This is a genomic window from Burkholderia sp. AU39826 (genome assembly GCF_020419965.1).
Lineage (GTDB): Bacteria > Pseudomonadota > Gammaproteobacteria > Burkholderiales > Burkholderiaceae > Burkholderia > Burkholderia semiarida.
The window spans coordinates 38,958-61,416 of sequence record NZ_JAIZQG010000003.1 but is presented as its reverse complement, the minus strand read 5'-3'; the positions used below and the strand labels follow the sequence as shown (position 1 = coordinate 61,416).

General features: G+C 68.5%; 19 protein-coding genes. 11 read left to right on the top strand and 8 right to left on the bottom strand.

Going from position 1 to position 22,459, the window contains the following annotated elements:
* Positions 1-6: 6 nt before the first annotated feature.
* Entirely contained in the window at positions 7-948 is a 942-nt protein-coding gene (gene ispH, locus LGM42_RS09270; RefSeq protein ID WP_059581714.1) for a 4-hydroxy-3-methylbut-2-enyl diphosphate reductase, read from the bottom strand.
* Between the two features lie 402 nt (positions 949-1,350).
* Between ispH and LGM42_RS09265 the strand changes: the two genes are divergently transcribed.
* Complete coding sequence (locus tag LGM42_RS09265; protein ID WP_060317820.1) at positions 1,351-2,538, top strand: glycosyltransferase; 1,188 nt, start codon at positions 1,351-1,353, stop codon at positions 2,536-2,538.
* A 122-nt stretch (positions 2,539-2,660) separates the two neighbouring features.
* On the opposite strand, the gene LGM42_RS09260 is transcribed toward LGM42_RS09265, so the two are convergent.
* Positions 2,661-4,064: a phage tail protein gene (locus LGM42_RS09260; RefSeq protein ID WP_226232065.1), complete on the bottom strand. Its 1,404-nt coding sequence runs from the start codon at positions 4,062-4,064 to the stop codon at positions 2,661-2,663.
* Between the two features lie 108 nt (positions 4,065-4,172).
* A complete protein-coding gene (gene hpnA, locus LGM42_RS09255; protein WP_226232064.1) occupies positions 4,173-5,180 on the bottom strand; it encodes a hopanoid-associated sugar epimerase in 1,008 nt (335 codons plus the stop codon).
* A 152-nt stretch (positions 5,181-5,332) separates the two neighbouring features.
* On the opposite strand from hpnA, the gene LGM42_RS09250 reads away from it, so the two are divergent.
* The 3 genes from LGM42_RS09250 (at position 5,333) to LGM42_RS09240 (ending at position 8,090) form a co-directional block, all read left to right on the top strand.
* Positions 5,333-5,629, top strand: coding sequence for an acylphosphatase (locus tag LGM42_RS09250; protein ID WP_006480292.1), 297 nt, complete (start codon positions 5,333-5,335; stop codon positions 5,627-5,629).
* 16 nt (positions 5,630-5,645) lie between these two features.
* Positions 5,646-6,545 carry an EamA family transporter RarD gene (gene rarD / locus LGM42_RS09245; RefSeq protein ID WP_059644386.1) on the top strand — a complete coding sequence of 300 codons (900 nt, stop codon included), beginning with the start codon at positions 5,646-5,648 and terminating at the stop codon, positions 6,543-6,545.
* A gap of 420 nt (positions 6,546-6,965) precedes the next feature.
* Complete coding sequence (locus tag LGM42_RS09240) at positions 6,966-8,090, top strand: OpgC domain-containing protein (protein WP_060317826.1); 1,125 nt, start codon at positions 6,966-6,968, stop codon at positions 8,088-8,090.
* A 44-nt stretch (positions 8,091-8,134) separates the two neighbouring features.
* Here the strand turns inward: LGM42_RS09240 and LGM42_RS09235 are convergent, their stop codons facing one another.
* Positions 8,135-8,341 (bottom strand): hypothetical protein, encoded by a 207-nt coding sequence (locus LGM42_RS09235; protein WP_060317829.1) that lies wholly within the window; start codon positions 8,339-8,341, stop codon positions 8,135-8,137.
* A gap of 120 nt (positions 8,342-8,461) precedes the next feature.
* Positions 8,462-9,979: a peptide MFS transporter gene (locus LGM42_RS09230; RefSeq protein WP_059608903.1), complete on the bottom strand. Its 1,518-nt coding sequence runs from the start codon at positions 9,977-9,979 to the stop codon at positions 8,462-8,464.
* 497 nt (positions 9,980-10,476) lie between these two features.
* Between LGM42_RS09230 and LGM42_RS09225 the strand changes: the two genes are divergently transcribed.
* From LGM42_RS09225 to LGM42_RS09195, 7 genes are all read left to right on the top strand, one after another.
* Positions 10,477-11,055: a cupin domain-containing protein gene (locus LGM42_RS09225; protein WP_011548888.1), complete on the top strand. Its 579-nt coding sequence runs from the start codon at positions 10,477-10,479 to the stop codon at positions 11,053-11,055.
* 178 nt (positions 11,056-11,233) lie between these two features.
* A complete protein-coding gene (locus LGM42_RS09220) occupies positions 11,234-12,850 on the top strand; it encodes a peptide ABC transporter substrate-binding protein (RefSeq protein ID WP_059581732.1) in 1,617 nt (538 codons plus the stop codon).
* 11 nt (positions 12,851-12,861) lie between these two features.
* Positions 12,862-13,800 carry an ABC transporter permease subunit gene (locus LGM42_RS09215; protein WP_059581735.1) on the top strand — a complete coding sequence of 313 codons (939 nt, stop codon included), beginning with the start codon at positions 12,862-12,864 and terminating at the stop codon, positions 13,798-13,800.
* A gap of 13 nt (positions 13,801-13,813) precedes the next feature.
* Positions 13,814-14,716 carry an ABC transporter permease gene (locus tag LGM42_RS09210; RefSeq protein WP_226232063.1) on the top strand — a complete coding sequence of 301 codons (903 nt, stop codon included), beginning with the start codon at positions 13,814-13,816 and terminating at the stop codon, positions 14,714-14,716.
* Positions 14,717-14,718: 2 nt separating this feature from the next.
* A complete protein-coding gene (locus LGM42_RS09205) occupies positions 14,719-15,711 on the top strand; it encodes an ABC transporter ATP-binding protein (RefSeq protein ID WP_059581740.1) in 993 nt (330 codons plus the stop codon).
* Positions 15,708-16,727, top strand: coding sequence for an ABC transporter ATP-binding protein (locus tag LGM42_RS09200; RefSeq protein ID WP_226232062.1), 1,020 nt, complete (start codon positions 15,708-15,710; stop codon positions 16,725-16,727). Before LGM42_RS09205 ends, LGM42_RS09200 begins: the two co-directional genes overlap by 4 nt.
* Positions 16,728-16,895: 168 nt before the next feature.
* On the top strand, positions 16,896-18,368 hold the full coding sequence (locus tag LGM42_RS09195) for an OprD family porin (RefSeq protein WP_226232061.1): 1,473 nt from the start codon (positions 16,896-16,898) through the stop codon (positions 18,366-18,368).
* A gap of 54 nt (positions 18,369-18,422) precedes the next feature.
* Here the strand turns inward: LGM42_RS09195 and LGM42_RS09190 are convergent, their stop codons facing one another.
* From LGM42_RS09190 to LGM42_RS09180, 3 genes are all read right to left on the bottom strand, one after another.
* A complete protein-coding gene (locus tag LGM42_RS09190) occupies positions 18,423-19,415 on the bottom strand; it encodes a DedA family protein/thiosulfate sulfurtransferase GlpE (RefSeq protein ID WP_060317843.1) in 993 nt (330 codons plus the stop codon).
* Between the two features lie 154 nt (positions 19,416-19,569).
* Positions 19,570-19,839 carry a hypothetical protein gene (locus LGM42_RS09185; protein WP_059581751.1) on the bottom strand — a complete coding sequence of 90 codons (270 nt, stop codon included), beginning with the start codon at positions 19,837-19,839 and terminating at the stop codon, positions 19,570-19,572.
* A 272-nt stretch (positions 19,840-20,111) separates the two neighbouring features.
* Positions 20,112-22,457, bottom strand: a complete 2,346-nt coding sequence (locus LGM42_RS09180; RefSeq protein WP_226232060.1) for a phosphocholine-specific phospholipase C — start codon at positions 22,455-22,457, stop codon at positions 20,112-20,114.
* Between the last annotated feature and the right edge of the window lie 2 nt (positions 22,458-22,459).

The following is a 22,459-nucleotide window of genomic DNA, read 5'->3' as shown; positions in this document are numbered from 1 at the left end:
TCCTCCTTAAACTTCGCGGGCGACAGCTTGCGTGAGCTTCGCCGGCAACTTGAATTCGACTTTTTCTTCACGGCCCGCCATCGTCGCGACCTCGACGGGCCCCAGCGCGCGCAGCGCGCCGATTACATCCTCGACCATTTCCTCGGGCGCCGACGCGCCGGCGGTCAGGCCGACCGTCTGCACGCCCGCGAACCATTCGGCCTTCACTTCCGAGCCGTCGGCGACGAGATAGCTCGGCACACCGCTTTCGGTGCCGATCTCGCGCAGGCGGTTCGAGTTCGAGCTGTTCGTCGCACCGACGACGAGCAGCACGTCAACCTGTTCGCTCAGCTCGCGCACGGCGGCCTGGCGATTCTGCGTGGCATAGCAGATGTCGCGCGTGTCCGGGCCGACGAGGTCGGTGAACCGGCGCTGCAGCGCTTCGATGATGCCGCGCGTGTCGTCCACCGACAGCGTGGTCTGCGTGATGTACGCGACCGGCGTGTCGACGGGCAACGTCAGCGTATCGACTTCGGCCTCGCTCTGCACGAGGATCACCTCGGCCGGAATCTGGCCGATCGTGCCCTCGACTTCCGGGTGGCCCGCGTGGCCGATCAGGATCAGCCGGCGGCCCGCCGCGACGTACTGGCGGCCCTGCACGTGCACTTTCGTGACGAGCGGGCAGGTCGCGTCGAGCACGTCGAGCCCGCGCGTTTGCGCGTCGCGCTCGACCGTCTGGGCGACACCGTGCGCGCTGAAGATCGCGACAGCGCCGTGCGGCACCTCGTCGAGCTCCTCAACGAATCGTGCCCCTTTATTACGCAGATTTTCGACGACATGCCGGTTATGCACGATCTCGTGACGCACATAGACCGGCGCACCGTGCTGTTGCAGCGCGCGATCGACGATCTCGATCGCACGGACAACCCCCGCACAAAAGCCGCGGGGCTGGGCAAGGATGACTCGCATAGGTGAGCGAACTCCGACGACAGACGCCGGGGTTCGAGGCGCTGGCACGCGCTTGCTCGCCCCGGCTTGATGTTATGAAGGCAGGAACGAACCGGCCGGCCAGGCCCCGGAACCCCGAATTAATCGCGCATTTTAACCCTATCGGGCCGTCCTTGCTTCGGTGCCGTATCGACACCGTTGCAATTGCGGGAGAGCCGCGTCGGCGCTGGCGCGCGCGGAACCCGGTAAACTGCGCGGTTTCGCGGGCGGCCGCTCCGGCTGCCCGCCATCGCGCTCATTTCAAGGCCATTCGATGACCGTCGATTCTTACGCGTATTGCCCGTCCGCCCCTGCGGTGCCGGGTGTTTTGTTCCAGACCCTTATTGATGTCGCACGCGCCGGTGCCCGGCAGGGGGCAGGCCGATGATGCTCGCGATCGCCTTCCTGGTGTCCGGCCTGTCGCTGGTGATCTGGATCGTGCTGCTCGTCGCGCGCGGCGGCTTCTGGCGCGCGCAGCCCGCGCGGCCGCTGCCGCCCGACGCCCGCGGCGCGGCGGCCGAGGCCGGCTGGCCGGCCGTCGTGGCCGTCGTGCCGGCGCGCAACGAAGCCGACGTGATCGCCCGCGCGGCGACTTCGCTGCTCGAGCAGGACTATCCGGGCGACTTTCATCTGATCATCGTCGACGACCACAGCGACGACGGCACCGCCGACGCGGCCCGCGCGGCCGCGCTCGCGATCAACCGCGCCGACCGGCTGACGGTGTTGAGCGCGAAGCCGCTGCCGGCCGGCTGGTCGGGCAAGGTGTGGGCGCAATCGCAGGGGATCGCGGCCGTGCAGACGCTTGGCCTGCCGGCCGACTACCTGTTGCTGACGGATGCCGACATCGGTCATCCGCCCGACGCCGTCGCGCAGCTCGTCACGCGCGCGCAGGCCGAAAATCGCGATCTCGTGTCGCTGATGGTGCGGCTGCGCTGCGACTCGTTCTGGGAAAAGGCGTTGATTCCGGCGTTCGTGTTCTTCTTTGCGAAGCTGTACCCGTTCTCGTGGATCAACAACCCGCGCAACCGGACGGCCGGCGCCGCGGGCGGCTGCATGCTCGTGAAGCGCACGGCGCTCGAGGAAGCGGGCGGCATCGAATCGATTCGCGGCGCGCTGATCGACGACTGCAGCCTTGCCGCGCAGATCAAGCATCGCGGCGGCGGCCGCCATCCGATCCGGCTCGATCTCGCCGATCGCAGCGTGTCGCTGCGCCCGTACGACAGCTGGCGCGACATCTGGAACATGATCGCGCGCACCGCGTTCACGCAGTTGCACTATTCGCCGCTGCTGCTGGCCGGCACGCTGCTCGGGATGACGATCATCTATCTGGTGCCGCCCGTCGCCGCGCTGGCCTACGGCGCGCGCGCATGGCCGGCCTGGCTCGCGTGGGCGTCGATGTGCGCCGCGTATGCGCCGATGCTGCGCTACTACCGGCGCTCGCCGCTGTGGGCGCCCGCGCTGCCGCTCGTCGCGCTGTTCTACGTCGGCGCGACGTTCGCGTCCGCGTGGCGTTACTGGCGCGGCAAGGGCGGCCAGTGGAAAGCGCGCGTGCAGGCGCCGGTGGAGCGCTGACCCACGCCGGCGGATGCCGCCGCCGTACCGATAAACCGGCCCCCTGAAAACACACAGCCCGGATCGACGCAAGCCGATTCGGGCTGTGTGTTTTCCGGCCGGTTGCCGGCCGATGCCGGCGCTTACCGCTGCGTCAGCATCATGTACATCTGGATCACGACGTCCGGCGAGAACGTGAACGGCACCCAGCCGTAGCCCGTGTGGCGCGCGACCAGCAGGCGGTCGCCGTTCGCCTGCTTCTGCACGGCCATCATCGGGTTCTTCGTCGTCACGAAACGCCAGCCGGCCGGAATGCCGGGCGGCGGCTCCGGCTGCATCGACGCGCGTGCATGCGCGAGCTCCTCGATCAACTGGCCCAGTTGCTCGGGATGCAGCGTGATCGACTGGCCGTTGATGGATAGCGTGAGTTCGTTCTGGGACGGGCGCGACACGTGCAGCGTCGCCTTGTCGGCCGGCGCGGCGGCTTCGGCTTCAACCGCGGTTTCGGCTTGTGTGGTCGGAATCGGTGCCGTCTCGGCATCGGCCGGCGCGCCGGCTGCTTCGACCACTTCGACCGTCCCGACCGTTTCAGCCACGGCCGACGCGGCCGCGTTCACGGACGCTGGCGGCGCCACCGCCGGCTCGACGACTTCAGCCGCCACGGCGGTTGCCGCTGCGCTCGTCGCGGCTTCCTGGACCACGGCCTCGACCAGCGCCTCGGCGTCGGCGATGGCCTTCGCGTGGTGCTGCGCGGCCGCTTCGGCCTGGGCGATCGCCTCGGTATGGCGCTGCGTGATGGCTTCGGCTTCGGCGGTGGCCTCGGCGTGGCGTTGCGCGGCGGCTTCGGCCTGGGCGATCGCCTCGGCGTGGCGCTGCGTGACGGCTTCGGCCTCGGCGGTCGCTTCGGCGTGACGCCGGGCGGCGGCCTGCGTGTCGGCGAGCGCCTGCGTGTGACGCTGGGCGAGCGCCTCGGCCTCGGCGATCGCGGCCCGGTGGCGCTGTGCGGCGGCCTCGGCTTCGGCGGTCGCTTCCGCGTGGCGCTTCGCGGCGGCTTCGGCTTCGGCGGTCGCCGCCGCATGACGTTGCGCGGCCGCTTCGGCTTCGGTCGCGGCAGCGTGATGACGCTGCGCGGCGGCCTCGGCTTCGGCGATCGCCGCCGCGTGCCGCTGCGATGCGGCCTCGGCATCCGCGTGACGTTGCGCGAGCGCTTCGGTCAGCGCGGTGGCTTCCGCATGGCGCTGCGAAGCGGCTTCGGCTTGCGCGGCGGCATCGGTATGACGTTGGGCGGCCGCCTCGGCGACGGCGGTGGCATCGGCATGGCGCCGCTGCGCGGCTTCGGCATCGGCGGCGGCGGCCGTGTGGCGCTGCGCGGCGGCCTTCGCTTCGGCTTCCGCCGCCGCGTGGCGCTCGGCGGCAGCCCGGGCTTCCGCCGCGGCGGCGCGCGCGAAGGCTTCCGCGCTGCGTGCCGCCTGCTGTGCGGCGTGGTGATCGTGGAGGAGCTGATCGACGCCCGTGGCGAGCGAAGCGATCTGATCGTTGAGGTTCATGCGTGTCTTCTCTGCGTAAGACCCGCGATTTTAACCGCTGCGCCGATGCCGGTCCGTGCGCGACGTGTAACAAAGTGCGCAAAGCGGCGCGAGGTGCGCCGCTTTGTGTTACTTCAGGTAGCCCGCCGAGCCGAACCAGTCGAGCGCATCGCGCAGCCCTTCGCGATACTGGCGCGCCCGGTAGCCGAGCTCGCGCTCGGCCTTCGCGGACGTGAAATACATCTTGTTCTTCGACATCCGCAGCCCGTCCACGGTGACGAACGGCTCCTTCTTCGTGAACTTCGCGACCGCTTCGGCGCCCACCGCGAGCGGATACAGCGGCCAGCGCGGCAGCGCGATCGTCGGCGCCTTGCGGCCCGTCATCTGCGCGATGTCCGCGAGCATCTGCTGCAGCGGCAGGTTCTCGCCGCCGAGGATGTAGCGCTCGCCGATCCGGCCGCGCTCGAGCGCGAGGAAGTGGCCGTGCGCGACGTCGTCGACGTGCACGAGGTTCAGCCCCGTATCGACGAACGCGGGAATCTTGCCGAGCGCGGCCTCGACGATGATGCGGCCGGTCGGCGTCGGTTTCACGTCGCGCGGGCCGATCGGCGTCGACGGATTGACGATCACGGCCGGCAGCCCTTCGTCGGCGATCATCCGTTCGACCGCGCGCTCCGCGAGCACCTTGCTGCGCTTGTAGACGCCGATCGCCTGCTCGGCCGTGAGCGGCCGGTTCTCGTCGGACGGGTCGCCGGCGCTCGTCACCTTCAGCGTCGCGACGCTGCTCGTGTAGACGATCCGCTCGACGCCTTCCGCGCGGGCCGCGCGCATCGTCGCGACCGCGCCTTCGAGGTTCGCGCGCTCGATCTCGTCGGGGTCGGGCGCCCACAGCCGGTAGTCGGCCGCCACGTGCAGCAGGTAGCGCACGCCGCGCAGCGCGGCGCGCATCGACGCCTCGTCGCGCATGTCGCCGGTGACGATCTCGGCATCGAGATCCGCGACGTTCGTGCGCGGGCTGGTCGGGCGCACGAGCACGCGCACCGCATAGCCTTTCTGCTGCGCGATGCGCGCGACGGCCGAGCCGACGAAACCGGACGCGCCGGTGACGAGAACGAGATCGCGGGAAGTATCAGTCATGCGTTTCCTTCTGGGCCGCGCGGGCGGCGCGGCGGTTGGGCATCGGCGAGATTGTACGTGGTCGGCGGGCGCGGCGACGCCCGGCCGGCGCGTGTGCGAAGCGGCCGACGCGACTACAATGCCGGGCTTGAATGCAACGGGAGGGCGACGCGATGAGCCGCAATGAACTGGACGAACGGATCGAGACCTACTACGTGCGGGTGCGCGGCGTCGTGCAGGGCGTCGGCTTCCGTCATGCGACGGTGCGCGAAGCGCATGCGCTGAAGCTGCGCGGCTGGGTCGCGAATCTCGAGGACGGCACCGTCGAGGCGATGATCCAGGGGCCCGGCGCACAGATCGACCGGATGCTCGCGTGGCTGCGTCACGGGCCGCCCGCCGCGCGCGTGACCGAGGTGACGTTCGAGGAACGCCGCACCGAGAAGCGCTTCGAACGTTTCCAGCAGCAGTAAGGGGCAGACGACGATCATGACGGGGTATCCGGAGGCGGGGCGCGGCCTCATGCTGTCGGTGATGGCGTCGACGCTGTTCGCGCTGATGTCGGCTTACGCGAAACTGCTCGCGCCGCTCACGGGGCTCGACATCTTCGCGTGGCGCATCCTCTGGACCGCGCCGGGCGCGCTCGCGCTGATCGCGCTGCGCGGCCGCTGGCCGGCGCTCGTCGCCCTCGCCGCGCGCGGTGCGCGCGACTGGCGCCTGCTGATCGCGCTGCCAGCGAGCGCGGCGCTGCTCGGCGTGCAGCTGTGGCTGTTCCTGTGGGCGCCGCTGCACGGCCGCATGCTCGAGGTGTCGCTCGGCTATTTCCTGCTGCCGCTGACGATGGTGCTCGTCGGCCGCTTCTACTATCGCGAACGGCTCGACCCGCTGCAATGGGCGGCGGTCGCCTGTGCGGCGCTCGGTGTCGCGCACGAGGTGTGGGCGACGCGCGCGTTCGCGTGGCCGACGCTGGTCGTCGCGCTCGGCTATCCGCCGTATTTCGTGCTGCGCCGGCGCATCAGCGCCGATTCGCTGGCCGCGTTCGCGATCGAGATCGTGCTGCTGTGCCCGGTCGCGTTCGCGATGGTCGCGGCGAGCACGACGCGTGTCGCCGGCCATCCGCTGCTGTGGGCTGCGCTGCTGCCGGGGCTCGGCATTCTCAGCACGCTCGCGCTCGCGAGCTACCTGAAGGCGAGCCGCATGCTGCCGATGGCGCTGTTCGGGATTCTCGGCTACGTCGAGCCGGTGCTGCTCGTCGTGGTGTCGCTGCTGCTGCTCGGCGAAACGCTGAGCGTCGCGCAGCTCGCGACGTACGGGCCGATCTGGGCTGCCGTCGCGCTCACCGCGTGGCACGGCGCGATGCTGATGCGGCGCCTGCCCGCGCGCGGGTAACGGCCTCGTCGCGATGCGCGGGCCGTGCGGAACGTGCCGCGCATCGCGTGCTCCATCGACCGTCGAACGGCGCCCGTATCGCTGCCGAATCCCGTCGAATCCAATCGGTACCGACCGGCAACCGACGCCGCGCTGACGCGAATCTGGCGACGCCGCCAGCTTCGTTGCGCCACGCTCGCGCGTGTAATCGAAGAGAAGATTCAGTTGCATTTTGTTACTTAGGGTCTCCGCTGATCGGCCATTAGACTGACCTGACCGACTTCCCTTCGTATGCAGATTTTCGATGAACGGTCATCTCCGTGCCTGGCCAGCCGGGTTGGCGCGATACGGGCATACGCGTATCGCCGCCGATCGCGTTCGCCTGCTTGTTCCCGATCCCTTCCCCGGTGCGCGTTGCACCGCCGCCGTACAGGTGCGCTCATGTCGTTGAGCCCGCTGCATTCCACTACGGTGCAGCCGCCGCGCAGCGGCCGCCTGATCGAAATCGATTTCTTCCGCGGGCTCGTGCTGTTGATGATCGTCGTCGATCACATCGGCGCGAGCGTGCTGTCGCGCGTGACGCTGCACGCGTTCGCGCTGTGCGATGCGGCCGAGGTGTTCGTGTTCCTCGGCGGCTTCGCGACCGCGAGCGCGTACGGCGCGATCGCCGAGCGGCACGGCGCGCGCGCCGCGCAGCAGCGGTTCGTGCGGCGCGCGATGCAGATCTACCGCGCGTTTCTCGCGACGTCGACGCTGATGCTCGTCGTGTCGGCGGTGCTCGACCACTACGGGATTGATGCGCCGAACCTCGCGCTCGACGACGTCAGCGTGATGCTCGCGTCGCCGCTCACGGGGCTCGCCGAGCTGCTGACGTTCCAGCGCCAGCCGTATCTCGCGTCGGTGCTGCCGATGTACGTGCTATTCGCGCTCGCGTCGCCGGTGCTGGTGCCGTTCGCGCGGCGCCATCCGTGGCCGCTCGTCGCGCTCAGCGTCGCGTCGTGGCTCGCGGCGGCCTGGCTCGGCCCGGAGCTGCTGGACACCGACGGCTTCCGCTGGAGCTTCAACCCGTTCGCGTGGCAACTGATGTTCGTCGCCGGCGTGCTCGCGCGCTGCCAGCCGTTCTACCGGCGCATCGCGCTCGGCCGCTGGGGCGCCGCGGCGACCGGGCTCGCGTGCGCGATCGTGCTCGGTTGCGCGAGCTACAAGCTGTTCTCGGGGCTGCCGGTGCCGGAAGGCGTGTTCAAGCGCGATCTCGCGCTGCCGCGCGTCGTGAGCTTCGCGGCCGTCGCGTGGCTGATGGCCGATTGCGTGCGCTTCGGCTGGATCGCGCGGATCGCGCAGGGCGTGCGGCCCGTCGTGGCGGTCGGCCAGCGCGGGCTGGTCTGCTTCGTCGCGGGCGCGGCGATCTCGCTCGTGATCGATTCGCTGCTGCATCCGGTCGTGCGCGGCGCCGATCTGCGGCATGTCGGCGTGGGCCTCGTGGCCGACGCGTGCGCGCTCGGGCTGATGATGGTGGTGGCCGGTTCGGGAACGTGGATCGCGCGATGGCGCGGCGCGGCGGCGTAGGCGCGCGGAAGCGGCGTATGCGGCGCGGCAGGCGCCGCGCGGCGTTAGTGAGGTGAGCCGATACGGGAGCGGGGCGTGGCGGTGGCGTCGTCGGGTTCGGCGTCGTCGCGTTCGTCCTGCGCCGGCTCGTCGCGCTCCGCGAGCACCGTGTCGGCTTCGGCCGCGGCCCGGGCGGCGCGCATCGCGGTGCAGCGCTGCGCGTGCCGGATGTCCGACAGGATCCTCAAAAGCCGCGTCGTCTTGCTTTTCATCGTGTTCTCCCGCCAGTGCGCATCTCGCGAAGCGGATGCGTTGCCTGCAACCAGTGTAGGACGCGTTCGCGTTTCTGGCGGGAGAATGTGGCGTGCACGCCGCACGCCGAGGGATAGTCCTTACTGCGCGGCGGCGGCCTGCGCCTGCAGCGCTTCTTCGCGGCGCTCGTCCGTGCAGCGCTGATGCTGGCGCGACAGGCGGTTCATCAGCGGCAGCAGCAGCAGCGCGAGCAGCATGCCGATCGCGGCGAGCCAGCCGAGCTTCTCGAACAGCGACAGGTAGAGCGGCAGCGATTCGGTGGCCGGCAGTTCGTGCGACGGCATCTGCGCGAAGTTCGCGACGACGCTGCCCAGATACTGCGACACGCCCGTCGCGACGAAATACGCGCCCATCATGAAGCCGCTCATGCGCGCCGGCACGTAGCGGGCGATCATCGCGAGGCCGAGGCCGCTCACGAGCAGCTCGCCGAGCGAGTACAGGCCGTAGCCCCACACCATGAACCACGACGACACGCGGCCGTCGACCGCATAGCGGCCGCTGATCGTGAACACCAGGTAGCCCGCGGCGACCGCACCGAAACCGAGCGCGTACTTCGCGGCGACCGGCAGGTCGCGGCCGCCCTTCGCGACGGCGTTGTAGACCCACACGAGCACCGGGCTCAGCAGCATGATCCAGATCGGATTCAGCGCCTGGAACTGCGCGGCGCTCCACGTGAACAGCGTCGTGCCGAACAGCATGAAGCGCGGATCGACGTTGCGCAGCGCGAACAGCGTCAGCGACGTCGACATCTGCACGTAGAAAATGAAGAACAGGATCACCTGCCCGATCAGCACGAGCGCCGCGATCAGGCCGGCGCGTTCCGAACGCTCCGACTTCGCGATCATGTACGCGAAGATCGCGAGGATCGCGAATGCGGCCGTCCACACGCTCGCGACCGCGAGTTGCTTGTGCTGCAGCACGTACAGCGTGATCAGCGCGAGCGCGACGCCGCCGGCCGCGACCGCGCCGAGGCGCTTCCAGCGGATCGGCTCGTCGTCCGGCTGCGAGCCGACGTGCGCGAGCGTGCGGTGCATCAGCATGAAGTTGAGGATCGCGAGCAGCATGCCGCCGCAGCAGACCGCGAACGCGGTGTGCCAGCCCCAGTGATCCTTGATCCACGGCGTCGCGAGCATCGACACCGTCGAGCCGATGTTGACCGCCATGTAGTAGATCGTGAACGCGCTGTCGATGCGCGCGTCGTCGCCTTCGTAGATGCGGCGCACGAGGTTCGCCGCGTTGGCCTTGAACAGGCCGTTGCCGACGACGATCACGCCGAGCGACGCGTACATGTACGCCAGGTGATCGTTCGGCACCGCGAGCATCAGGTAGCCGGCGCACAGCACGGACGCGCCGATGATCATCGTGCGGCGCGCGCCGAGCACCTTGTCGCCGATCCAGCCGCCGATCGACGGCGCGGCGTAGACGAGCGCGGTGAACGCCCCCCACGTCAGGTTCGCGTGGCTGTCGGTGAAGCCGAGCCGGTCGACCATGAAGAGGACCAGGAGCGCGGCCATGCCGTAGTAGCCGAAGCGCTCCCACATTTCGATGAGGAAGACCGTCGTAAACGATCGGGTCTGTGAAACAGGTGCTTGCATCATCAATCTCGTTTGAAACGGACGGCGCGGATCGCGCGTCGCCTTGGGGTCGAACTGGCGCCGGAGCACGGTGGCCGGGTAGGCTTGGCGTCGGCGATGGAGCAGTCGGGCGGTTAGCCCGGGCCGGGGTCGAACTCCGCGTTGGAAGGCGGAGCAAGCCCCCGACCGGCGCGCGAATGGTAACGTTTGCCGGTCCGGTGCGTCGGGTCCGCGCCACTTAGGGAAACTCCCGATATGGCAGCAGCTTTCAGGAACATTTGTCTCATCATCTACTTGTAAGCTTCGCGACCGTTCTCCGCAAATTCCCGGAGAGCCGCTTGCAGCTTGCCTGTGAAGCCGGCGAGTCTGGCAAGATAGCGCGTCGTTTCGCTCGCTTCGGCCCCTGTTTAGTGCACCGGGCTCAACGCCGAAAGCGTGTACGAAACCGAAGATTAAGCTATCTCTAATTAACTTAGTTACTTTCCATCAAACATTTTTTGACGACCACTTTTCGGCCTGCTATGGTTCCCCCCACTGAAAACTCGCGATCGGCAGACGCTGTCGCACTGGGCAGCAAGATTCGCGCGTTGCGCCAACGTCTGAAGCGCACGCTCGACGACACCGCTACCGCCGCGGGGATTTCGAAGCCGTTTCTGTCTCAAGTCGAGCGCGGGCTCGCGTCGCCGTCACTGACGTCGCTGGCCGGTATCGCCCACGCGCTCGGCGTGACGGTGCAGTACTTCGTGGATACGCCGAGCGAGGAACGCTCGGTGTGCCGAGGCGATCAGTTGCGCTTCTTCGGGTTTGCCGATTCGGCGAACCTGTTCGCGCGACTGACGAACGTGTCCGAAGGGCGCCAGCTGGAGGCGATCCTCGTGAGGATGCCGCCGGGGCAGAAGCGGTCGGAGGTGACGACACATGCAGGAGAGGAGTTCCTGTACGTGATTGAAGGGGAAGTGTCGCTGACGCTGGAAGGCAAGACGTTCGTCCTGCAGGCCGGGGACAGTTCGCACTATCAGTCGACGGTCCCGCACAGCTGGGTCAACACCGCGAAGATCGAGTCGGTGGTGGTCTGGGTCGGTACGCCGCGGCTGTTCTAACGCACGGGTATTCCTTCGTTTCTTCGACGGGATGCCCGTCGAAAGAAATGTAAGGAATACTAACATGCAATACGAGAACCACGGGCCTCCCCGATCGCTGCACCCGTCAGCGTCTCACGCGTAAGCCGCGGCATCCGCCGCGCGACGCCCACCGAACCACCTTCTCAAGACCGCCACGATGAAATCCTTGCATGCCATGTCGGCCGTGCTGGCCGCGCTCGCCCTGACGACGCCCGCCGCCCACGCCGTGACCGTTCCGTCCAACGTCGCGCTCGCTCCCCAACAGGACCTCACGCGCCAGGTGCCGGCCGAAGTCGAGTCGCTCGACCCGGCGCACATCGAATCGTGGACCGGCAACACGATCGGCCTCGACCTGTTCGAAGGGCTCGCGCGCATCGACGCGGCCGGCCAGATCGTGCCCGGCGTGGCGCTGTCGTGGGAACGCAAGACGCCGCAGACCTGGATCTTCAAGCTTCGCCACGACGCGAAGTGGAGCAACGGCCAGCCGGTGACGGCCGCCGATTTCGTCTACTCGTGGCAGCGTCTCGTCGATCCGAAGACGGGCTCGAAGTACACGATCCTCGTCGAGTTCATCAAGAACTCGAAGGACATCATCGCCGGCAAGGCCGCGCCGTCGACGCTCGGCGTGCGTGCGGTCGATCCGTACACGCTGGAAGTGACGACCGACGTGCCCGTCGCGTTCTTCCCCGAACTGACCGCGATGGCGCCGCTCGCGCCGGTGAACAAGGACGTGGTCGCGAAGTTCGGCGACGCGTGGACGCGCCCGGGCAACATCGTCAGCAACGGCGCGTACCAGCTCGCCGACTGGCAGCCGAACAACCGCATCGTGGCGACGAAGGACGCGAAGTACTGGAACGCGTCGAAGGTCGTGATCAACAAGGTCACGTACCTGCCGATCGAAAGCGACGAAACCGCGATGCGCATGTACCAGGCCGGCCAGATCGACTACAGCTACTCGATCCCGTCGGGCATCTTCCAGCAGGTCAGCAAGCAGTTCGGCGGCGAGCTGCGCCAGGGCCTGCAGCTCGCGACCTACTACTACTACCTGAACAACAGCGACGCGGCGCTGAAGGACAAGCGCGTGCGCCAGGCGCTGTCGATGGTGATCGATCGCGACGTGCTCACGTCGAAGCTCACGCAGGCCGGCGAGAAGCCGATGTACGGGCTGATGCCGAACGGCACGAAGGGCGTGCAGCAGCCGTTCACGCCGGAATGGGCGTCGTGGCCGATGGCCAGGCGCGTCGCGGCCGCGAAGGACCTGCTGAAGCAGGCCGGCTACTCGGACGCGAAGCCGCTGTCGTTCACGCTCACGTACAACACCAACGACCTGCACAAGAAGGTCGCGCTGTTCGCCGCGTCGGAGTGGCGCACGAAGCTCGGCATCAACACGAAGCTCGAGAACGTCGAGTTCAAGGTGCTGATGAAGCAGCGGCACGACGGCAAGGTGCAGATCGCGCGTGACGGCTGGTTCGCCGACTACAACGACGCGATGACCTTCTTCGACCTGATCCGCTGCGGCAGCGCGCAGAACACCGTCGGCTACTGCAACAAGCAGGTGGACGCGCTCGTCGAGGAAGGCAACCAGAAGCTCGACGACCAGGCGCGCGCCGCGCTGCTCACGCAGGCGCACGACATGGCGATGAAGGACACGCCGATGGTGCCGCTGTTCCAGTATTCGGCCGACCGTCTCGTGAAGTCGTACGTGGGCGGCTATTCGCTGAAGAACGTGATCGACATGCGCGCCTCGCAGGACATGTACCTGATCAAGCACTGAGCGGAGCGATCATGCTGGCCTACGCATTGAGGCGCACGTTGTGGGCGGTGCCGACGATCCTCGCGGTCATCACCGTCTGCTACCTGCTGCTGCACTTCACGCCCGGCGGCCCGTTCGATACGGAGAAGCAGTTGTCCGCCGCGACGCTCGCGAACCTGAACGCGAAGTACCACCTCGACGAGCCGCTGTGGAAGCAGTACCTGCTGTATCTCGGCTCGCTGCTGCACGGCGATCTCGGCCCGTCGTTCCGTTACGTCGACTGGTCGGTCAACGATCTCGTGAAGAAGGCGCTGCCCGTGAGCCTCGGCGTCGGCGGCGTGTCGATCCCGATCTCGATCGTGCTCGGCGTGCTGCTCGGCACCGTCGCGGCCGTGCGCCGCGACAGCGTGATCGACCGCTTCGTGATGCTGATCGGCAACTTCGGCAACGTCGTGCCGCCGTTCGTGCTCGGCCCCGTGATGGTGTGGATCTTCGCGATCCTGCTGAAGACGTCGGAAGGCAACGGCTGGCTGCCGGCCGGCGGCTGGGGCGACGGCGGCTGGCGGTACCGGCTGCTGCCGATCGCGCTGCTGACACTCATCAACGTGTCGCTGCTCGCGCGCGTGATGCGCGGCTCGATGATCGAGACGCTGTCGAGCAACTACATCCGCACCGCGCGCGCGAAGGGCCTGCCGGGCTCGACCATCGTGCTGCGCCACGCGCTCAAGCCCGCGCTGATGCCGGTCGTGTCGCTGTTCGGCACGGTCTGCATCACGTCGATCACGGCGGCCGTCGTCACCGAATCGGTGTTCGCGCTGCCGGGCCTCGGGCAGCTCGTCGTGAACGGCGCCATCAACCGCGACTACACGCTGGTGCTCGGCCTCGTCGTGCTGACGACCGTCTTCGCGGTGCTGTTCAACCTGCTGGTCGACCTCGCGTACGCGTGGCTCGATCCGCGCATCCGTTATTGAGCGAGGCACAGCGATGACCCCGACCACTCCCGTCGTCGGCCTGCCCGTGCAGACCGATTCGCCGCCGCGTTCGCGCTCGCCGCTCGAGCTGGCGTTCGCGCGCTTCCTTCACAACCGTGCGGCCGTGCTCAGCCTCGTGCTGCTCGCGCTGATCACGCTCGCGTGCTTCGTCGGCCCGTGGCTGCTCGCGGCCGATCCCGCCGCGAGCGACTGGGCCTCGATCAGCCTGCCGCCGACCTGGGCGAACCAGCACTGGTTCGGCACCGACGAGCTCGGCCGCGACCTGCTCGTGCGCACGCTGATCGGCGGACGCGTATCGATCGAGGTCGGCCTGCTCGGCACGCTCGTGTCGGGCCTGTTCGGCGTCGCGTGGGGCGCGACCGCCGGCTTCGCGGGCGGCCGCGTCGACGCCGTGATGATGCGCGTCGTCGACATGATGTACGCGATCCCGTACCTGCTGATCGCGATCCTGATGATGACCCTGTTCGGCCGCTCGTTCATGCTGGTCGTGCTGACCATCAGCGCGTTCTCGTGGATCGACATGGCGCGCGTCGTGCGCGGCCAGACGCTGTCGCTGCGCAACCGCGAGTTCGTCGATGCGGCGCGCGCGATCGGCGTGTCGCCGGCGTCGATCGTGCTGCGCCACGTCGTGCCGAACCTGCTCGGCGTGGTCGTCGTGTACGCGACGGTCTCGGTGCCGAACATCGTGCTCACCGAATCGGTGCTGTCGTTCCTCGGCCTCGGCGTGCAGGAGCCGATGACGAGCTGGGGCGTGCTGATCCAGGACGGCGCGCAGAAACTGGAATCGATGCCGTGGCTGCTGCTGGCCCCGGCCGTCATGCTGTGCGTGACGCTCTACTGCGTGAACTTCGTCGGCGATGGCCTGCGTGACGCGCTCGACCCGAAGGATCGCTGAAGATGGCCGCTCTATTGGAAGTTGAAAACCTCGGCGTGCGCTTCACGCGCAAGGATGCGCCGCCGATCGACGCCGTGAACGGCGTGTCGTTCTCGCTCGAAGCCGGCAAGACGCTCGGCATCGTCGGCGAATCGGGCTCGGGCAAGAGCCAGACCGTGATGGCGCTGCTCGGCCTGCTGGCCGGCAACGGCACGACGACGGGCGCCGCGCGCTACCGCGGCGACAACCTGCTCGACATGGATACGCGCGCGCTGAACGCGGTGCGCGGCGACCGCATCGCGATGATCTTCCAGGATCCGATGACGTCGCTCAATCCGTTCCTGACGATCGAGCGGCAGATGACCGAGACGCTGCAGCTGCATCGCAAGCTGTCGCGCAAGGAAGCGATCAAGCGCGCGATCGAGGCGCTCGAATCGGTGCGCATTCCCGACGCGGCGCGCCGCATCCGCATGTATCCGCACGAGTTCTCGGGCGGCATGCGGCAGCGCGTGATGATCGCGATGGCGCTCTTGTCCGAGCCGGAAATCCTGATCGCCGACGAGCCGACCACCGCGCTCGACGTGACCGTGCAGGCGCAGATCATCGACCTGCTGCGCGAGCTGAACCGCGAGCGCGGCACCGCGATCGTGCTGATCACGCACGACATGGGCGTGGTCGCCGGCCTTGCCGACGACGTGATGGTCATGTACGCGGGCCGCACGGTCGAATACGCGCCGGCCGACTCGATCTTCGCGGCGCCGTCGCATCCGTACACGATCGGCCTGCTCAACGCGCTGCCGCGCCTGACCGACGCGGACGATGCGCCGCTCGTCGCGATCCCCGGCAACCCGCCGATGCCCGGCACCGCGCCGGCCGGCTGCGCGTTCGCGAAGCGCTGCACGTATGCGGAGGAACGCTGCGGCGCCGAGCGCCCGGCGCTCGAAACCTATGGCGCCGCGGGCGCGGTGCGCGCGTGCCACCGGCCCGTGGCCGATTTGATCGGAGGTCTGCGATGAGCGCCGATGAACGCCGCCAAGCCGGCGCGACGGACGACACGCTGCTGTCCGTCGACAATCTGAAAGTGCATTTCCGCGTGCCGCTCGGCGGCTATCCGTGGTCGCCGAAGGGCACGCTGCGCGCGGTCGACGGCGTGTCGTTCGACGTCAAGCGCGGCGAGACGGTCGGGCTCGTCGGCGAATCGGGCTGCGGCAAGTCGACGCTCGCGCGCGCGTTGATCGGCCTCGTGCCGATGACGGCCGGCACCGTGAAATGGCGCGACCAGGCCGTCGCGCCCGATCACTTGCGCGGCACCGCGATGCGGCGCGAAGTGCAGATGATCTTTCAGGATCCGCTCGCGTCGCTCGACCCGCGCATGACGATCGAGCAGGTCGTCGCGGAGCCGCTCGTCACGCATCACGCGGGCCTCGGCCGTACCGAAGTGCGCCGCCGCGTGATCTCGATGCTCGAACGCGTCGGCCTGAACGCGCATCACCTGCTGCGTTATCCGCATGAATTTTCCGGCGGGCAGTGCCAGCGCGTCGGTATCGCGCGCGCGCTGATCAGCGAGCCGAAGCTCGTGATCTGCGACGAGCCCGTATCGGCGCTCGACGTGTCGATCCAGGCGCAGATCGTGAACCTGCTGCGCGATCTCCAACGCGAACTGTCGTTGTCCTATCTGTTCGTCGCGCACGACCTGGCGGTGGTGAAGGCCATCAGCCAGCGCGTGCTCGTGATGTATCTCGGCCGCGTGATGGAGTTCGGCACGCGGCATGACGTGTACGGCGTGCCGCAGCACCCGTACACGAAGGCGCTGCTCGATGCGGCGCCGACGCCGGAGCCGGCGCGCGAGCGTGCTCGCCGTCCGATGCTGCTGGCGGGCGAGATGCCCTCGCCGCTCAACCCGCCATCCGGCTGCGCGTTCCGCACGCGCTGTCCGGTCGCGATCGACGCATGCGCGCGGGACGTGCCGCTGCCGGAAGTGCGGCAGGGGTCGGCGGCGCGCGTCGCGTGCATCCGCGCGGGCGCGGCGTGATGTGAAGTAACGCAGCAAACAAAACCAAGGCAGGTCAACAGGGGTAGGTGCGGCGCGAACGATCTTCGCGCCGCGGGTACAGGCGCGTCCTTAGCCGGGCTCGCCGGGGGGCTGGGAGCGGATCGCGACCGGCGTGGACGATATCAACACAAGACGAGAATTATTACGATGAAAAAGCAGAAGAGGATCGGGACGGCATCGAAGATGCTGCTTGCATGGGGACTGCCGGCGCTCGCCGGCGTCTCGCTGACGGGCGTCGCGCACGCCGACGACGCGGCCCCCGCGCCGCTGACGGTCGCGCAGGCCGCACCGGCCGCCGGCTCGGGCGCGGCCGTTGCGCAGGCAACGACCCCGAACGCCATTGTCAATGCCGAGGCCACCCAGGCCGTCACGCCGCCCGACGAGCCGTCGGCGCAGTCGAAATCGAACGGCTTCATCGCCGACAGCCATCTCGACTTCCTGTTCCGCAACTATTCGGACATCCTCGACAACAAGGGCGGGCCGCATCGCCATGCGTGGGTCCAGGGCGTGATGGCGAACTTCGAGTCCGGCTATACGGCGGGCCTGATCGGCTTCGGCGTCGACGCATCGCTGTACGCGGGCCTGAAGCTCGACGGCGGCGCCGGCGCGGGCAACATGGTGCACGTGGCGAAGGGCGGCGGCGGGTCGAACCAGCTTGCATGGGCGTACCCGGGCATCTACGACGTGAAGGCGCGCATCTCGAACACGGTGGTCAAGTACGGTCTGCAGGCCGTCGACAACCCGTTCATGGAGCAGCACGACAACCGCGCGCTGCCGCCGACGTTCCTCGGTGCGACGATCGTCAGCAATGAATTCAAGAACGTGATGCTCGAGGCCGGCAGCTTCACGAAGACCGACGCACGCGGCCATACGACGCTCACCAACCTGACGACGCAATACGGCGGCACGCGCGTGAACCGCCTGACCTACGTCGGCGGCACGTGGGACTACTCGCCGAACGGCGAGGTCGCGCTGTACGCGAACCAGGCCGACGACGTGTGGCACCAGTACTACGCGTCGGTGAAGCACAGCATCGGCAGCCCGCAGACGATCAAGTGGACCGGCTTCGGCAACGTCTACTCGACGCACGACACGGGCGACGCGCTGCAAGGCAAGATCAACAACAACGCGTACAGCCTGTCGCTGGCCGCGCAGCACGGCCCACACGAGCTGCTGGTCGGCTTCCAGCAGGTGCTCGGCGACCAGTTCTTCGACTACCTGAACGAAACGAACGGCATCTTCCTGACCAACTCGATGGACGTCGACTACAACGCGCCGCACGAAAAATCGCTGCAGCTGCGTTACACGTTCTACGGCAAGGAAGCGGGCCTGCCGGGCTTCAAGGCGATGGTGTGGGGTGTGACCGGCTGGGGCGCGGACGGCAGCGCGGGCGCGGCGAACGACCCGAGCAAGTCGAGCATCTACTGGAGCAACGGCGCGCCGGTGCAGGGCCGTCACCACGAGTTCGGCTTCATCCCGTCGTACACGTTCCAGAGCGGCAAGCTGAAGAACACGAAGGTCACGTTCATCGCGATGTGGCACAACGGTTCGGCCCACTACTCGGACGCGACGAACACCGAGTACCGTCTGGTCGTGAACCTGCCGCTGCACGCGTTCTGACCGAAGGGGGCGCGAGGCCCCCTGTCTCGCACGGCCGGCCGGCGATCGATGCGATCAGGCCGGCTTGTGCCATCCCGCTACGGAATCGTTCGCGGCGGGCACCTCTTCCACGAGCGACGTAAGCTGGCGGCCCGTATCGCGCCACGCGTCGAGGCCGCCGCGCAATGCGAGCGCATCGGTGAAGCCTGCATCGAGCAGGCGCTTGGCCATCAGCGCGGCCGTCACTTCGTTCGGGCACGAACAATACACGACGAATTTCTGCGTGAGCGGATAGCGCGCGACGATGTCGCCGATCTGGCGCTCGTCGGCGAACTGCGCACCGGGAATCGTGAACGGGTCGAGCTTGCGGTGCTCGGGCGAGCGGACGTCGAGCACCACCGGCGCGGCGGCGTCGCGCAGCAGCATGTCGAGCTCGTCGACGCCGATCCGCGCGTTCGCGAGCTGGCGGATCAGCGCACGGCGGCGCATCCAGCGCACGGCCGCATAGACCGCGAGCAGCGCGACGATGACCAGCAGCACCGCGCGGCCGAGTTGGCTCGCGCCGGCGAACAGCCAGTCGATCTGCCGGTAGAACACGAGGCCGGCGCCCAGCCCGACGATCGTCCACAGCGCGGCGCCGAGCGCGTCGTAGCCGGCGAACGTGCGGTAGCGCGTGCCGAGCGCGCCGGCCATCGGCACCGACACGAGCGACAACCCCGGAATGAAGCGCGCGACCGCGAGCACGCGCACGCCGTAGCGGCCGAAGAAGCGCTCGGTCTTTTTCACGCAGGTATCGCGCGACAGCGACAGCCGGCAGATCGTCTTCAGCGTCGTGCCGCCGTAACGCCGCCCGGCGACGTACCAGACCGTGTCGCCGACCAGCGCGCCGAGCACCGACAGCGCCACGACCGTCACGAGTTGCGAGCCGATCATCGCCGGATGTATCGCGGACATCGCGCCGAACAGCACGAGCGTCGGCATCGCGGGCACCGGCAGGCCGATGGCCGCCGCGAGCACGTTGGCGAACACGAGAAGCGGCCCGTACTGGGCGACGAGGTCACGGAGCATGACGGCTGGCCGAAAAGGAAACGCGTGGGCAGGAAAGGCGGATGGGCCGATTATCGGCCTTTTTCAACGCAGCGGCGGGAATGATGCAAAGCGCCTGACGGCGGCAGGGGAATGTGGGTGAGCCGGCGCGTTGCACGCGGCTCACCGTTCGGAATCAGGAGGGCGTACGGGCGAGCGACGCGGCGCCGTGGTTTTCGCCGGGCAGCTCGGCGCCGTGCGAGCGGATCGCCGCGATCAGTTCGGCCGGGGTGATCTCGTAGCGAACCTCGCGGTGGATGCCGGGCTTGCGTTCGTCGACCTCGATCAGCAGCACGCTCTTGCCGTCGCCGGTCGCTTCGAGCCGGAGCGAGCGCAGTTCGCGGCCGTCGGCCGCGTCGTGTTCGGTGAGCAGGGTCATTGCCCCGGATGAGCCGGTAGTGCGCATCGAACCTATCCTCGTATCGTGTCGTGGATGCCGGAGCGGCAAGGATGTCTTTGTTGAATACGGCTTGACGCAGTTTAACGCGAACGGGCCGCGACACGGAGCATTTTCGTGGGCCGGAAATGAGGGCTACACCACCGATCCTTCTGATGTTTGAGCCGCGCCGGGCGGGCGTCTGCGCCGGATCGGCCCCGGCCGGAACCGGTACCCGAACGGCGTTCGCGGCCGCCCCGGCGCGGGCGGCGCGCGCCGCGCCGCGCGTCGCCGCGGTGGCGTCAGAAGCGGTCTGCGAGCCCCATCGCCGGGTCGCTGACCGAGTGGCGGCCGGTTTCGACGCGCCCGGCCACGCGGCGCGAGAAGCTCGCGTCGCTGTCGGCGGTGACGATGAAGTCGTACCAGTAGCCGGTCGAATCGAGCTTCCAGTGCAGTTCGGACTGATCGCCGGCGCGCACGGTGACGGTCCACGTGGTGCCGGTGTCATGGCCGGTGCCCTGACCGTGACCGTTTTCGTCGCCGTGACCATGACCATGGTCGGCGCTTGCGCCGCGACCGGACAGCGGCCCGTAGACCTGGTTCGACTTCACCGTGAAGCGCACCGTGCCGCCGCCGTCGTTGCGCAGCCGCAGGTGGAGATTGCCGCTCGCGCCCGCATAGCCGACGCGCACTTCCGGGTGCGGCGCGCGCGCCCCCGCCAGGCGGCTCAGATCGCCGGTGAAGCGGCGGTGATAGCCGTTCGGGCCGAGCACCCACAGGTCATATTTACCGCCGTCGTCCGCGCGCGCGGACCAGTCGCCATGCAGCGTCTTGCCCGGCTCGACGACGTAGCGCCGCGGCAGCCGGTCGAGGTGCAGCTTGTCGTAGACGTGAAACACGGCGGCCGCGCGGCCGGTGTTCGCGAACTTCAGCGTGACCGTGCCGGCGGCGGCATCGGCGCGCGCGCTCGCGTGCAGCTCGTACGGCAACGCGCGCGACGGGCGCACGCCGGTCGCCTGCGCGGGTAGCGCGGGCGTGGTGGGCGGCACGATCTTCGGCGCGGTTTGCTGCGCGGCGCTCAGCGCGTCGGCCTGGCTTTTCGTCGTGCGGCCCGCGAGCGTCGGCAGCGGCTCGTCGTTCGGCGTGCGGAAATTGAACGCGCTCGTCAGGTCGCCGCACACCGCGCGGCGGTACGCGCTGATCTGCGGCTCCGCGACGCCGAAGCGCTTCTCGAGGAAGCGCAGCGTCGACGTATGGTCGAACACCTGCGAGTTGACCCAGCCGCCGCGGCTCCACGGCGACACGATCCACATCGGCACGCGCGGGCCCGGGCCGTACGGACGACCGTCGCTGGCCGGCTGGCTCGACGTGGCCGGCGTGAAGTCGTGGTACTCGACCGCGACGTCGGCGGCCGACAGCGTATGGCCGCCCGCCAGCGTGCCGTCGGCGTTGCGCGACGGCACGGCCGGCGACGGCATGTGATCGAAGAAGCCGTCGTTCTCGTCGTAGTTGACCAGCAGCACGGTCTTGCTCCAGACCTCCGGGTTCGCCGTCAGCGCATCGAGCACGGCCTGCACGTACCAGCCGCCCTGCGCGGGGCTCGACGGCCCCGGGTGCTCGCTGTACGCGGACGGCGGGATGATCCACGACACTTCGGGCAGCTTGCCGTCGCGGATGTCGTCGCGCAACGTTTCGAGAAAGCCGTATGGCATCGTGTTGCCGAAGCCCTTCGCGAGCGGGCTCAGCGGATCGTCGATCGCCGGATCGTAGAACGCGCCGGCCGCCGTCACCGGCTGCGTGATGTCGGTCGACGCGACGTACGTGGGCCGGCGCGCGGCCGGCATCTGCTCGATCGCCGCGCGCCAGTGGCGGAAGCTCATCATCTCGTTGCAGCCGAAGTTGTCGATCAGGCTCTGGTAGACCTTCCAGCTCACGCCGGCCTGTTGCAGCCGGTCGGCATAGGTCGTCCAAGTCCAGCCCTGGCTCGACGGGCCGATGTCGTTGCCGCCGTTGAACTGGTTGTTCAGCGCGGCGATCTTCACGCGGCTGCCGTCGGCCGGGCTGATGCCGTTCGGGCCGTTGGTGCCGCTCCAGTAGAACAGGCGGTTCGCGATCGTGCCCGTGTGCATCCCGCAGTGGTAGTGGTCGCACAGCGTGAACGCATCGGCGAGCGCGCGCTGGAACGGCACTTCGGCCGCGTCGTAGTAGCCCATCGACAGCGGCGTTTTCGTGTCGGGCCAGCGGTTCATCCGGCCGTGATCCCACGCGGCCTGCGCATCGGCCCACGTGTGCGGCGTGCCGCCCGCGCGCTGCGCGTTGCCCTGGCGCGCGTCGAGGTGATACGGCGTCACGGTCGTGGCGGGCGTCGCTTTCGTGTACGCCTGATAGAACACGTCGCGGCCGTTCGGCGACGGCACCGCGAAGCGGTCGCCATAGCCGCGCACGCCCTTGAACGTGCCGAAGTAGCTGTCGAACGCGCGGTTCTCCATCATCAGCAGCACGACGTGCTTCACGTCCTGGATGGTTCCCGTTTCGTGGAAGGCGGGAATGGCGAGCGCGCGGCGAATGCTCGGCGGAAACGCGGACAGCGCGGCGGCGGCGAGGCCGGAACCGGCGGTCTGCTGAAGGAATTTGCGGCGTGACGTCATGG